10 protein-coding genes are annotated in these 13,642 nt (G+C 76.1%); 7 read left to right on the plus strand and 3 right to left on the minus strand.

Annotation, left to right across the window (positions count from 1 at the left end; genetic code table 11):
- The first annotated feature begins 48 nt into the window (after nucleotides 1-48).
- From ACL02R_RS05185 to ACL02R_RS05205, 5 genes are all read left to right on the plus strand, one after another.
- Complete coding sequence (locus tag ACL02R_RS05185) at nucleotides 49-1,917, plus strand: serine/threonine-protein kinase (protein WP_412795639.1); 1,869 nt, start codon at nucleotides 49-51, stop codon at nucleotides 1,915-1,917.
- A 115-nt stretch (nucleotides 1,918-2,032) separates the two neighbouring features.
- Entirely contained in the window at nucleotides 2,033-4,897 is a 2,865-nt protein-coding gene (locus ACL02R_RS05190) for a serine/threonine protein kinase (RefSeq protein WP_412795640.1), read from the plus strand.
- A gap of 100 nt (nucleotides 4,898-4,997) precedes the next feature.
- A complete protein-coding gene (locus ACL02R_RS05195) occupies nucleotides 4,998-5,414 on the plus strand; it encodes a PGPGW domain-containing protein (protein WP_412795641.1) in 417 nt (138 codons plus the stop codon).
- Nucleotides 5,415-5,866: 452 nt separating this feature from the next.
- Nucleotides 5,867-7,441, plus strand: coding sequence for a succinic semialdehyde dehydrogenase (locus ACL02R_RS05200; RefSeq protein WP_412795642.1), 1,575 nt, complete (start codon nucleotides 5,867-5,869; stop codon nucleotides 7,439-7,441).
- Complete coding sequence (locus tag ACL02R_RS05205; protein ID WP_412795643.1) at nucleotides 7,441-9,237, plus strand: GMC oxidoreductase; 1,797 nt, start codon at nucleotides 7,441-7,443, stop codon at nucleotides 9,235-9,237. Before ACL02R_RS05200 ends, ACL02R_RS05205 begins: the two co-directional genes overlap by 1 nt.
- Before the next feature lie 361 nt (nucleotides 9,238-9,598).
- Here the strand turns inward: ACL02R_RS05205 and ACL02R_RS05210 are convergent, their stop codons facing one another.
- Nucleotides 9,599-9,946, minus strand: a complete 348-nt coding sequence (locus tag ACL02R_RS05210; RefSeq protein WP_412795709.1) for a chorismate mutase — start codon at nucleotides 9,944-9,946, stop codon at nucleotides 9,599-9,601.
- Nucleotides 9,947-10,191: 245 nt separating this feature from the next.
- Between ACL02R_RS05210 and guaA the strand changes: the two genes are divergently transcribed.
- The gene (guaA, locus tag ACL02R_RS05215) at nucleotides 10,192-11,784 is read left to right on the plus strand and encodes a glutamine-hydrolyzing GMP synthase (RefSeq protein ID WP_412795644.1); all 1,593 of its coding nucleotides are present in this window, start codon (nucleotides 10,192-10,194) and stop codon (nucleotides 11,782-11,784) included.
- 24 nt (nucleotides 11,785-11,808) lie between these two features.
- Here the strand turns inward: guaA and ACL02R_RS05220 are convergent, their stop codons facing one another.
- Nucleotides 11,809-12,198: an SRPBCC family protein gene (locus ACL02R_RS05220; protein ID WP_412795645.1), complete on the minus strand. Its 390-nt coding sequence runs from the start codon at nucleotides 12,196-12,198 to the stop codon at nucleotides 11,809-11,811.
- A gap of 13 nt (nucleotides 12,199-12,211) precedes the next feature.
- Nucleotides 12,212-12,709, minus strand: coding sequence for an Lrp/AsnC family transcriptional regulator (locus ACL02R_RS05225; RefSeq protein ID WP_412795646.1), 498 nt, complete (start codon nucleotides 12,707-12,709; stop codon nucleotides 12,212-12,214).
- Nucleotides 12,710-12,811: 102 nt separating this feature from the next.
- Between ACL02R_RS05225 and ACL02R_RS05230 the strand changes: the two genes are divergently transcribed.
- Complete coding sequence (locus ACL02R_RS05230) at nucleotides 12,812-13,597, plus strand: methyltransferase domain-containing protein (protein ID WP_412795647.1); 786 nt, start codon at nucleotides 12,812-12,814, stop codon at nucleotides 13,595-13,597.
- The last annotated feature ends 45 nt before the right edge of the window (nucleotides 13,598-13,642 follow it).

Genomic DNA, 13,642 nt, shown 5'->3' on the forward strand with positions numbered 1-13,642 from the left:
GGCGTGATGGGTCACAATGTCCGGGGAAGCCGGAGGGGACGCGACGCAATGGGCCAAGGCAGCGGGGACAACGAGGCACGGGACGAGTCGTCGCGGGGCGCAGCGCCCCGTGGGGACGGGTCCGGCGGGGCGAAGGCCGGGGGTGACGGCCGCCTGCTGAACGGGCGTTACCGGCTCGGCGACGTCGTCGGCCGCGGCGGGATGGGCACCGTCTGGCACGCCACCGACGAGGTGCTGGGCCGTCATGTCGCCGTCAAGGAGCTGCGGCTGGCCGCCGGGGTGGAGGAGGCGGAGCGCCGCCTGATGGTCACCCGCACGCTGCGGGAGGCCAAGGCGATCGCCGCGATCCGCGCCCGGGGCGTGGTCACGATCTACGACATCGTGGACGAGGGCGACCGGCCCTGGCTCGTCATGGAGCTGATCGAGGGCCGCTCGCTGGCCGACATCATCCGCCAGGACGGCCCGATGGAGCCGAGGGACGCCGCCCGTATCGGCCTCGCCATCCTCGACGTGCTGCGCGCGGCGCACGCGGCGGGCATCCTGCACCGCGACGTGAAGCCGTCGAACGTGCTGGTCGCCGAGGAGGACGGCCGCGTCGTCCTGACGGACTTCGGCATCGCCAAGGTCGAGGGTGACCCGTCCGTCACCTCGACGGGCATGCTCGTCGGCGCCCCCTCCTACATCTCGCCGGAGCGCGCCAAGGGCGAGACGCCGGGGCCGCCCGCCGACATGTGGTCGCTGGGCGCCCTGCTGTACTGCTGCGTCGAGGGCCGCCCGCCGTACGACGAGGGCGGCGCCATCGCCACGCTCGCCGCCGTGATGCACAACCCCATACGCCCGCCCCGGCACTCGGGGCCGCTCACCGAGGCCATCACCGGTCTGCTGGTCAAGGACCCGGCGGCCCGGCTCACCGGGCCCGAGGCGCGCGCGCTGCTGGACAAGGCGCTGACGGCCGAGGCGGAGCCGCGGGACGCGTCGGACCCGACGCTGGTCGTCGGCATGGGCGCGGCAGCGGGGGCGGGCGCCGCCGCCGAGGGGCGCACGCCGCCGCCGGTGCGCCGTTCGCGCGAGCCGGCCACACCGCCCGCGCCCGGGGTGCCGCTGCCCGCCGCCGCCGCGGCGCCGGACGCGGCGGCCAGACGGCGGACGCTGATCATCGCCGCGGTGGTCGTGGTCGTGCTGGCCGTCATCGGCGCGGCGCTCGCCGCGTCCCTCGGCGGCGGCGACGACAACGCGGGCGGGGAGACCGGCGCCACCAGCGGCGCGCCGGCCGGGGAGGACCCGGCGACCGCGTCCGAGGAGCCCGCGGACGACTCGGCGGGGGGCGCCCCGGACGAGGGCGCCGAGGAGGATGCGGGGAGCGGCCAGGGGGACGAGGCCGCAGGCGGCGAGGAGGACGGCCGGGACGACCCGCCGGGCACCGCCCCGGAGAACGACCCGGACACCGGGCTGCCCGGCCTGCCGGACGGCTTCACGCAGGTGGAGAACGAGGACTTCCACTTCCGGATAGCCATGCCCGAGGGCTGGGAGTTTCTGCGGACGGCGGGCCAGAACTCGGGCGCCGTGTACGGGCCTTCCGACGGGCCCGCCAGGCTCCAGGTGGACTTCAACCCGGAGCCCGGCGACGACGCGGCACAGGCATGGCGCGAACTCGAACCCGCAGTGAGCGGCAGCAGCGACGACTACGACCTGCTGGGCATCGAGACCGTCGAGTGGCGGGACTACCCGACCGTCGCCGACTGGGGGTTCACGCGGCGGGACGGCGGGCAGCCGGTGCGCGTCCTGGACCGTGGCTTCCGCGTGGACGACGAGCGGGGCTACGCGGTCATGATCACCTGCGCGGCCGACGCGTGGGACGGCGACGACTGCCGCGCGCTGCGCGAGACCGCTTTCGAGACGTTCGAGCCCCTCGATTGAGCGGTATACGACTGAAATGTAACGGGAGTTGACGGACCGTAGCCGTGGTGCGTCCATGGCACGTATCGTGTGAGACCGGAATCGTCGGGACGGCGCGGCGCGGTGGGGAGGCGGCGTGGATCACTACGCGGGACGACTGCTTGCCGATCGCTATCGCCTGCCGAGACTGCCGTCCGAGGAGTTCGAGTTCGCCGAGTCCCGGGCGTTCGACACGGCGAGCGGGCAGGAGGTCCTCGTCCGCCAGGTCCCGCTGCCCGAGGTCCTCGACGCCGAGGTGCTGGACGCGGACGGCCGCGGCCCGGGTGCGCCCGGCGCGCGCGACCGCGACCGCGCCACCCGCACGCCGGACGACCCGGTGGTCCGGCGCGCGCTGGAGGCGGCGATGGCCGCCGCCCGGCTCCCCGACCACCCCAGGCTCGACCAGGTCTTCGACGTCTTCGTGCAGGGCGGCGGCCTGTGGATCGTCAGCGAGCTCGTGTCGGGCAGGCCGCTGGCCGCGCTGCTCGCCGAGCGGCGGCTCGGCCCGTTCCGCGCCGCCGAGGTCGCCGCCGACCTGCTGGCGGCCCTGCGCATCGTGCACGCCCACGGCTGGACGCACCGTAACGTCACCGCCCGCACCGTGCTCATCCTGGACGACGGGCGCGCCCTGCTGACCGGCCTGGTCGCGGGCGCCGCCGAGGAAGTGCTCTGCGGCTACGACCCGCTGCCGCCGCCCGCCGGGGTGCCCGACACCTTCGCCGCGGCGCCCCGCACGCTCCCCGCCCCGCGCGACGCGGCCCCTGGCGCGGACGGCCCGCTCGCCGTCGAGGGACCACGCCCGGCCGCCCCGCACACGGCCGCCCCGCACACGGACGGCGTGCGTCCCGTCGAGCCGCCCGCCGAGGCGCTCGACCGCTGGGAGCGCAGCGGCGGCTCGACCGGCCCGTGGGCGCCCGAGAGCTGGGAGCCGTACGAGGAGACGCCCGAGCGTTCCCCCGGCCGCCCGGACCCGTGGGCCGACGAGACGACGGTGCTGCCGCCCGTCCCCGAGGGCTGGGAACGGCGCGCCCCCGAGCGTTCCCCCGGCCGCCCCGACCCGTGGGCCGACGAGACGACGGCGCTGCCCCCCGTCCCCGAGGGCTGGGAGCGCGGGACCGGCCACACCGGCCCGGGACCCGTGGCGGGCCACGACTGGCACGGCGCGCCGGACACCCCTTCCCCGCGCGAGGAACGGCCGGGCGGCGGCGGCCGGGGCGAGAGCGCCGCGCGCATCCGCCCGCACGGCGAGACGTCCGCGTCCTACGAGCGCTGGGCGCGCCCCGCGGCGGCCGAGGAGACCGGCCACGGGCGCGACCCGCTGCCCGCCACCTGGGACTTCGAGAACGGCACGGGCCCCGAGGGCCGCACGGGACCCGGCGCGCCCGCCGCGCGCCCCCCGGCGCCCGGCGGGTCCCCGGCGGACCGCGCGGCCCGCAGCGGCGCCATCGCGGCGTACCGCGCCGGTACGCAGGCGGCCGCGGCCAGGCGCCAGGGCGAGCCGCCGAGCGCCGACCGGCCCGCCGGGCGCCCCCCGGGGCCCGCGCGCAGCGGCTGGGAGTCACCCGCCCAGCACCAGCAGCCCCAGCAGAACCAGCAGCCCCCTCGCCGGCCTGAGCAGCCGCAGGAGCGACAGGAGCGGCAGGAACCGCGCCCGCCCGCCGACCCCGCCCTCCTGCCCGCGCAGCGGTCCGCCACCGCCCCCGGCGGGCGCTACCGCGGCCCCGAGGGCGCGCTGGCCGCGGAACGCGCCCGCCAGGCCCGCATCATGACCGTCGGCGCCGTGACCGAGCGCTGGGCGCCCGAACAGGCGGGCCCCGTCCACGACCACTGGCAGCTCGCACCCCCCGTCGGCCCCCCGGCGGACTTCTGGGCGCTGGGCGCCCTGCTGTTCCGCGCCGTGCAGGGCTACCCGCCCTACCCCGAGGACAGCGCCGCCGAACTGGTCGAGGCCGTCTGCGGCGAGCAGCCCGCGTTCGCCGAGGACTGCGGCGCGCTGCGCCCCATCGTCGAGTCGCTGCTGCGCCAGGACCCGACCGAGCGGCCGAGCGCCGAGGAGCTGCGCGGCTGGCTGCGGTCGCTGCTGCGGTCCGCGCCCGAGCCCGAGGTCGGCCGCCGCACGGTCACCGCGCCGCCCGCGCTGGAGCCCGGCCGTCCCGCCGACCCGAGGCGGCTGCCGATCGTGCGCCGCCGGGGCGAGCTGGTCGGGCCGCGCCGCAGGCCGCGGCAGCGCAAGCCGCGCGCGCCGCGCAGCCCGCGCATGCTCGGCAAGCTGCTGCTCGCGCTGGTGCTGCTCGGGCTCGCGGGCGGGATCGCGTACGTCCTCGCGTTCACGGCGGACACCGGGTCGCGCGGCGGCGGAACGGCGCGTGAGCAGCCACCGGCCGAGGCGGAACCCTCGCCCGACCCCACGGACGACGGGGACGACGGCGGGAACGGCGCGGACACGCCGTCGTCCGAGCCGACCGAGGACGCGACCCGCCCGTCCCCGGCCGAGGGCGACCAGGAGCCCGCGCCCCCGCCGGAGGGGTACACGGCGCAGCAGGACGCGGCCGGTTTCAGCCTCACCGTGCCGGACGGCTGGCAGCGCCGCGAGGACGGCGGCGGCCGGATCGTGTACGCGGACGGGGCGCTGGAGATCGTCGTCGTGCCCGGCAGGGACGGCGCGGCGGACTCCGGCGTGGACCCGATGGCGTACCAGCTCACGCGGCAGCCGGAGCTGGGCGCGTACCGCGCGTACCAGTTCGGCGAGGAGTCCAGCCTCATCCAGACGCGGGTGGGCAACGTCGAGATGGCCGAGGGCGTCTTCCGTTGGCGAGAGGACGAGGACCTCGTCGCCTACAACCGGGTGATGCTCGTCGACGACGCCTACCACGTCGTGCTCGTCCGCGGCCCCGCCGCCGAGGAGGAGCGGCTCGCGGAGGTCTACGGCGTGACGGCCGCGAGCTACCGCGCGGCGGAGTAGGCGGCGGTCCGGCGCGGCACCCGACGGCGGGCGATGCGTGGTTCCCGTCCCGAACACAGCTACGGTTGCCGGGACGACGGCCGCCCGCGGAGGGGATCACATGGCACGGCACATCAGGCGCGCGTTCGCGCTGACCGCCGGGGGCGTACTGCTGCTGATCGGCCTGGCACTGCTCGTACTGCCCGGCCCTGGGCTGCTGCTGGTCCTGGCGGGCCTGCTGGTGCTCGGGCGCGAGTTCCCGAGCGTGGACCGGTACATCGAGCCGGTGCGGGTGCGCGCCGTGTGGGCGTCGGAGGAGAGCGTGTCCTCCGGCTGGCGGATTGCGGGCTCGGTGCTCGCGGCGCTGTGCCTGATCGGGGCGGGCGTGACGTGGGGGCTGGTGCCGGAGCTGCCGTTGCACGGCTGGAGCGTCGGCTCCGGGCTGATCCTGTCGGGGCTGGTGCTGGCCGGGCTGCTCGTGTGGAGCTACCGCCAGGTGCACGGCCCCAGGCAGCGGATCAAGGCGCACGAGGACTGACGCGCGCGGGGGCGCGGCGCCCCGGCGCACGGCGATGGGGTGGGACGACGGCGCGAGGCCGTGGACCACGAGCCCGCCGGGCCCGCATCACGACCGTCTCCGCCGGGCCGGGCGCGTGGCGCGAGAGGCCCTGCGAGTGGGGAGGCCACCTGACCGGAACGGGTGGGTGCCCGGGGCAGCGCCCGCATCGCCGCCGCCGGGTTCTTCGCGGGGGGTCACCGTGCCGCTGCTGTTCCTGCTCCAGTGGGACGACGAGGGGAACCCCCGGCAGCGCGCCCGCGCCCTGGACCTGTTCGACGCCTTCGGCACCGCCGAGAAGACGCTGCACGCCGACACGGGTGGCCACACCGGCACCCCGTGGGTCCGAGGCGGACGACGGCAACCAGGGCCGGCGGGCGCCGGGCGTTACCGGCGGGTAGGCACGCGGTGCGGTGCGGTCGTACGCTCCCGTCATGACGACAGCGGAGTCCGAAGCCCAGGCCGTCGCCGCCCGCGTGGTCACCCCCGGTCTGGTCCGCACGCTGACCGGCGACGTCGCGGGCAGCGAACGCACCGCCTGCCACAGCCCGTTCACCGGCGCCCGGCTCGCCGAGCTGCCCGCCGCCACCGAGGCCGAGGTCGCCGCCGTCTTCGGCCGCGCCCGCGCCGCCCAGCCCGGCTGGGCGGCGTGGCCGGTACGGCGGCGGGCGGCCGTGCTCCTCCGCTTCCACGACGCGCTGCTGCGCCGCCAGGACGAGGTGCTGGACCTCGTGCAGCTGGAGACCGGCAAGGCCAGGCTGCACGCGCACGAGGAGGTCCAGGCCGTCTGCCAGGCGGCCAGGCACTACGGCCGCGCCGCCCCCGCCTACCTGCGGCCCCGGCGGCACGGCGGCGTGATCCCGCTGCTCACCCGGGTCCGCGAACTGCGTCACCCGCGCGGCGTCGTCGGCCACATCTCGCCGTGGAACTACCCGCTCGAACTCTCGGCGGGCGACGCGCTGCCCGCCCTCGTCGCGGGCAACGCCGTCGTCATGAAGCCGGACACCGAGACCGCCCTCACCGCCCTGTGGGCCCGCCGCCTGATGATCGACGCCGGACTGCCCGCCGAGGTCTGGCAGATCGTCCTCGGCGAAGGCCCCGTCACGGGCCCGCTGATCGTCCGGCACGCGGACTACGTCACGTTCACCGGCTCCACGCGCACCGGCCGCGAGGTCGCGCGCGGTGCCGCCGCCCGCCTCGTCGGCGCGAGCCTCGAACTGGGCGGCAAGAACCCGCTGCTTGTCCTCGCCGACGCCGATCCGGAACGGGCCGCCGAGGGCGCCGTCCGCGCCTGCTTCTCCTCGACGGGCCAGCTGTGCGTCTCCGCCGAGCGGATCTACGTGCACGACGCGCTCGCCGGCACGTTCCTCGACCGCTTCGCCGCCCGCACCCGCGCGCTGACGATGGGCCCGGCGCTCGACTGGGGCACGGACCTCGGATCGCTCGCGTCCCAGGCGCAGTTCGACACGGTGCGGCGGCACGTCGAGGACGCCGTCGCGCACGGGGCGACCGTCGTCGCGGGCGGCGCGCCGCGCCCCGACCTGGGCCCGTGGTTCCACGAGCCGACGATCCTGACCGGCGTGCGCCCGCCGATGCTCGCGTACGACCAGGAGACGTTCGGACCCGTCGTCGCCGTCCACCGCTTCACCGACGAGGACGACGCGATCGCCCGCGCCAACGAGGGCCCGTACGGGCTCAACGCGAGCGTCTGGTCGCGCGACGCCCGCCACGCCCGCCGCGTCGCCGCCCGCCTGCGCACCGGCACGGTGAACGTCAACGAGGGCTACGCCGCCGCGTACGGCAGCGTCCGCGCGCCCATGGGCGGCCGGGGCGACTCGGGCATCGGCCGCCGCCACGGTGCCGAGGGCATCCTGCGCTACACCGAGGCGCAGACGGTCGCCGAGCAGCGCCTGATGCCGCTCGCCCCCGTGTCCGGCATGGACGACCGGCGGTACGCGGCACTGCTGACCCGTTCGCTGAAGGCGCTCAAGACGCTGAGGTGGCGCTGATGACCGGCACCGCACGGGAAACCGGCTTCGACTACGACGTCGTGGTCGTCGGCTCGGGGTTCGGCGGTTCCGTCGCCGCCCTGCGGCTCACCGAGAAGGGCTACCGCGTCGCCGTCCTGGAGGCGGGCCGCCGCTTCGCCCGGCACGAACTGCCGCGCACCTCCTGGGACATACGCAACTACCTCTGGGCACCCCGGCTGCGCCTCTTCGGCATCCAGCGCATCCACCTGCTGCGCGGCGTGATGATCCTCGCCGGCGCGGGTGTCGGCGGCGGCTCGCTCAACTACGCGAACACCCTGTACGTCCCGCCCGCCGCCTTCTTCGCGGACCGCCAGTGGGGCGGCATCACCGACTGGCGGGCGGAGCTGGCCCCTTACTACGCGCAGGCCCGCCGGATGCTCGGCGTCCGCGTCAACCCGACGCTCACCCCGTCTGACAGGCACCTGCGCGCCGCCGCCGAACTGATGGGCGTGGGCGACACGTTCCACCTCGCGCCGGTGGGCGTCTTCTTCGGCGACGGGCAGGACGCGGACGGCGCGTCCGCCACCCGCCCAGGACAGGAGGTGCCCGACCCGTACTTCGGCGGCGCGGGGCCCGCCCGCCGCGCCTGCACCGAGTGCGGCGAGTGCATGACCGGCTGCCGCCACGGCGCCAAGAACACACTGACCGAGAACTACCTCCACCTCGCCGAGCGCGCGGGCGCCGAGGTCCACCCGCTGACGACCGTCACCGCCGTCGCCGAACTCCCGGACGGCGCGGGGCACCTCGTCACCACCATGCCCACCGGCGCCCGCCGCCGCTCCCGCGCCCGCACACTGCGTGCCCGGCACGTCGTCCTCGCGGCCGGTACGTACGGCACCCAGCAACTCCTGCACCGCATGCGCGACTCGGGCACCCTCCCGCACCTCTCCGACCGCCTCGGCTCCCTCACCCGCACCAACTCCGAGGCCCTCGTGGGCGCCCACACCACCCCCCGCCGCTACCGCGCCCGCCACGGCGCCGACGCCACCCCGGACTTCACGCGCGGCGTGGCCATCACCTCGTCCATCCACCCGGACGCGCACACGCACATCGAGCCGGTCCGCTACGGCAGGGGGTCGAACGCGATGGGCTTCCTGTCCATCCAGCAGTTCCCCCGCGTGCCCCGCCTGCCCCGGGCCCTCGCCTTCGCGGCGGCGGCGCTGCGCCACCCCGGGCGGTTCCTCCGCTCCCTCTCCCACCGCAAGTGGTCCGAGCGCACGATCATCGGCCTCGTCATGCAGACGCACGACAACTCCCTCACGACCTACCGGCGCCGCCGCCCGCCCGGCCGGGGCAGGCTGACCGCGCGGCAGGGCCACGGCGCGCCCCACCCGGACCACATCCCGCAGGGCGCCGAGGCGGCCCGGCGGCTCGCCGAGGAGATCAACGGCTTCCCCGGCACGAACGTCGGCGAACTGCTCGGCACCCCGCTGACCGCCCACTTCCTCGGCGGCTGCCCGATCGGCGCCGACCCGGCGCGCGGCGTCGTGGACCCGTACCACCGCCTGTGGGGCCACCCGGGGATCTCGGTCGTGGACGGCTCTGCGGTCTCGGCGAACCTCGGCGTCAACCCGTCGCTGACCATCACCGCCCAGGCAGAACGCGCCATGGCCCTGTGGCCGAACAAGGGCGGCGCCGACCCCCGCCCGCCGCAGGGCGCGCCGTACCGCACGCTGCCGCCCGTGCCCCCGGACCGCCCGGCCGTGCCAGCGACGGCGTTCGGCGCGCTGCTCCTGCCGGTCCCGCCCGTACCGCCGCCCCGCGCGCGGGGCTGAGAGCAGGGGAACGGGCCCCGGCCGGGGGGTGCCGGGGCCCGTTGGTCGCGCGGGCGACAGGGCGGCGCCTCGGCGACGGTCTTCGGCGGCCCGCCGGGTGGGGGGAGAGGTGGGGCGGTGGTACGGCGGCCGGCCCCCGGCGTCCCGGGAGCCGGCCGCCGAGGTCGTGACCGGCCCGCTGTCCCCTGCTGCCCGGCCACCGCACCGGAGCGAGGTCCCACGACGCGCCCGCCCTCGCCACACCGCGGAGGGCCGGTGCGTCTCATCGCCCCGGGGACACACCTTCAACGAAGCCCGCGCGCCGCCGGTCACGCTCCGTACGGGTGACAGGCGGGGCCTGTGCTTTACGGGCGGCCCGCGCTCAGAGGGTGCCGCGGCACAGTTCGAGCAGCCGCATCGCGACGTCGGTGCCCGCGCCGCCGAGGCCCGCGCGGTAGCGGCGGAGGATCTCGTTCTCGCGCGCCAGGTGGACGCGGCGGCCGCCCGCCGAGATGCGGGCGCGCTGGACCTCGGCGGAGGCGGCGACGCGTTCGGTGATCAGGGCGATGATCCGTTCGTCCAGCGCGTCGATCCTGGCGCGGGCGGCGGCGATGGTCCGCTCGGCGTCGGCGGCTTCGGTGGTGGTGCTGCTCACGGAGGTTCTCCTCTGGTGGGTGTGCGGTCGGAAGTGACGGCGGCCACCGGAGAGAAAAGCGAGCGCCCCGGGCAGCCGCTGGGGGCCCGGGGCGCGAAGGACGCTGCTGGTCAGTACCGCGTGCAGCGCTCCCTGTGGCAGCCGGCCGGGCCGGTGCCGTAGGTAAAGGAGCGGTGCTGAGCGGTACGGAGCATGCCTCCGAGTATGCCATCTAGACTCGGAGGAACGAGCCCGTCTCGTACTCTCATCGCACCTCCCCATCGCACGCACCGCCCGGCCCGCCGGGCGGCAGCACCACCGGAAGGCACGGAAGGCTCCTCGTGACAGACGTGGCAGACGTGGCGGACCCGGGCACGCGCCCGGTCCTCGTCGTCGACTTCGGCGCCCAGTACGCGCAGCTCATCGCCCGGCGGGTCCGCGAGGCCCGCGTCTACAGCGAGGTGGTGCCGTCCACCACGCCGGTGGCCGAGATGCTCGCCCGCGAGCCGGGCGCGATCATCCTCTCCGGCGGCCCCTCCTCGGTGTACGCGGACGGCGCCCCCGGCATCGACCCGGCGCTGTTCGAGGCCGGGGTGCCCGTCTTCGGCATGTGCTACGGCTTCCAGCTGATGGCCCAGGTGCTCGGCGGCACGGTCGACAACACCGGCGCCCGCGAGTACGGCGCCACACGCCTGTCCGTCAGCCGCTCCGCCTCCACCCTCTTCGAGGGCACCCCCGCCGAGCAGCAGGTGTGGATGTCGCACGGCGACGCCTGCTCGGCCGCGCCGGAGGGCTTCACCGTCACCGCGTCCACGGACACCGTGCCGGTCGCCGCGTTCGAGAACGACGAGCGGCGCCTCTACGGCGTGCAGCACCACCCGGAGGTCATGCACTCCACCCACGGCCAGCAGGTCCTCGAACACTTCCTGTACCGCGGCGCCGGGCTCGCCCCCACGTGGACGCCGGGCTCGATCGCCGAGGAGCAGATCGAGGCGATCCGCGCCCAGGTCGGCGCCAAGCGCGCGATCTGCGGCCTGTCCGGCGGCGTGGACTCCGCCGTCGCCGCCGCCCTCGTCCAGCGCGCCATCGGCGACCGGCTGACCTGCGTCTACGTGGACCACGGCCTGATGCGCGAGGGCGAGACCGAGCAGGTCGAGAAGGACTTCGTGGCGGCGACGGGCGTACGGCTGCGCGTCGTGGACGCCGCCGACCGCTTCCTGTCCGCGCTGGCCGGGGTGTCGGACCCGGAGCAGAAGCGGAAGATCATCGGCCGCGAGTTCATCCGCGTCTTCGAGCAGGCGCAGGCCGAGCTGGTCGCCGAGGCGGGCGCGGCGGGCGAGGACGTCGCGTTCCTCGTGCAGGGCACGCTCTACCCGGACGTGGTCGAGTCCGGCGGCGGCACCGGCACCGCCAACATCAAGTCGCACCACAACGTCGGCGGCCTCCCCGAGGACCTGGAGTTCGAGCTGGTCGAGCCGCTGCGCAAGCTGTTCAAGGACGAGGTGCGGATGGTCGGGGAGGAGCTGGGCCTGCCGGACGAGATCGTGCACCGCCAGCCGTTCCCGGGACCCGGGCTCGGCATCCGCATCATCGGCGAGGTCACGGCCGAGCGGCTCGCGATCCTGCGCCAGGCGGACGCCGTCGTGCGCGAGGAGCTGACGGCCGCCGGGCTCGACCAGGAGATCTGGCAGTGCCCCGTGGTGCTGCTCGCGGACGTGCGCAGCGTCGGTGTGCAGGGCGACGGGCGGACGTACGGCCACCCTGTCGTGCTGCGGCCCGTCTCCTCCGAGGACGCCATGACGGCCGACTGGTCCCGGCTGCCCTACGACCTGCTGGCGAAGATCTCCAACCGGATCACCAACGAGGTGAAGGACGTGAACCGCGTCACCCTCGACGTCACCAGCAAGCCCCCGGGCACCATCGAGTGGGAGTGAGCGCCCGCCCCGGCGCGGCCCGTGTCAGGGCCTGACCAGGCGGCGCAGCGCGACGTACGCGGGCGCGGCGTAGGCGGTGACGACCGGCGCCGCGCCCTCCGCGCGCAGCCCCGTCACCGTCCCGCCGCCAGGACGGGCCGTCACGGTGTGGTGCAGCCGGATGCCGAACGGGCCGAGGCGCGCCCGCCACGTCCAGGCGCGCCGCGCCTCGTCCACCGCCTCGACCGTGAACGGGACGCGGACGCCGAAGAACGTCACCACCTCGCCCGTCAGCCCCGCCACCAGGCGCTCGCCGTCCGTCCGCACGCCCCTGATCTGCGGGGACCAGGCCGGCCACAGCGCCGGGCGCGCGTACCGTTCCCACGCCAGCGCGGCGTCGGCGCGCCCCGAGGCGCGGAGTGCCACCGTCGTCATGCGGCCCACGGTGTCACGGGTCCGCGCGCCTGCCCCGTTCGTCCGGGCCGGTCATCGGGGTGAGGGTACGGGTCGCGGTCCGCCGGTAGATCATCGAGCTGCGGAAGCTCACCACCTCGCGGCGCGCGCTGAAGCGGTCCATCAGGAAGCCGTGCAGGTGCTCGATGTCGGGGACGGCCACGTGCACGACGAAGTCCTCGTCGCCCGACACCACCATGACCGAAACCACCTCGGGCAGCTCGTACAGGTAGCTCTCGAAGCTGGTGATCACCTCGCGGCTCAGCGGGCGCAGGCGCGCGAAGACGAGGGCCTGGAGCGTGCGGCCGAGGGCGCGGGGCTCGACGGCCGCGTGGTAGCCGGTGATCACGCCGCGCGCGCGGAGGCTCCGGACGCGTTCCAGGCAGGTGGAGGGGGCGACGCCGACCAGCCGGGCCAGCTCGCGGTTGGTCAGCCGTGCGTCGCGCTGGAGATGGCCGAGGATCGCCGAATCTATGGGGTCCACGGCCGCCATTCTCCCGCCCCCGCCGAACAGCGTTCGGCGGGGCCGCCAACCGGCCGTATACCGGCCTAGATTCGAGGGTGACCCGACGTCCCGAGGAAAGGCCCGCGCACCATGGCGACCGCTGTCGAGCACTACGACCGGCTTCTCGCGGAGCACTACACCTGGATGCTGGGCGGGGACGTGCCGGCGCTCGTCGCGGCCCAGCGCGCGCTGCTGTCGGACCTCGGTGTCGGGGCCGACCTGGCGGGGCCGCTGGCCGTGGACCTGGGCTGCGGCCCCGGGCACAGCAGTCTCGCGCTGGCGGGCCTCGGCTTCGACCCGGTGCTCGCCGTGGACCTGAGCCGCCCGCTGCTGGACGAACTGGCCGCGCACGCCGCCGCCGTACCCGCCGTCGAGCCGGTCCACGCGGACCTGCGGGCCGTGCTGCGCGACCGCGTCGGGCCAGGCGGGGCCGGGGCCGTCGTCTGCCTCGGCGACACCCTGACGCACCTGCCGACCCGGGGCGACGTCGCGGCGCTGCTCGGCGGCATCGCGACGGCCCTCGCGCCCGGCGGCCTCGCGGTGCTGGCGTACCGGGACCTCACCGAGCCGCTCACCGGCACCGAGCGGTTCCTGCCCGTCCGGGCCACCGAGGACCGGATCATGACCTGCTTCCTCGAATACCCGGAGGACTACGACGACTACACGGTCGTCGTCCACGACCTGGTGCACACCCGCGGCGGCCCGGCCGACGACTGGACGCTGCGCAAGAGCAGTTACCGCAAGCTGCGGCTGTCGCACGCCTGGGTGCTCGACCAGTGCCGTACGGCCGGGCTGCGGGTGACGCACGAGCGCAGCGGCCCCGGCGGGATGCGGACGGTCGTGCTCCGGCACGCCTCGCGGGCCTGGGGCCAGTGACGGGACTCCCCCCACCGTTCCCCCGCCGGGCCGCCTAGACTCGGC

The organism is Streptomyces sp. MS19 (assembly GCF_047200595.1).
Taxonomy (GTDB): Bacteria; Actinomycetota; Actinomycetes; order Streptomycetales; family Streptomycetaceae; genus Streptomyces.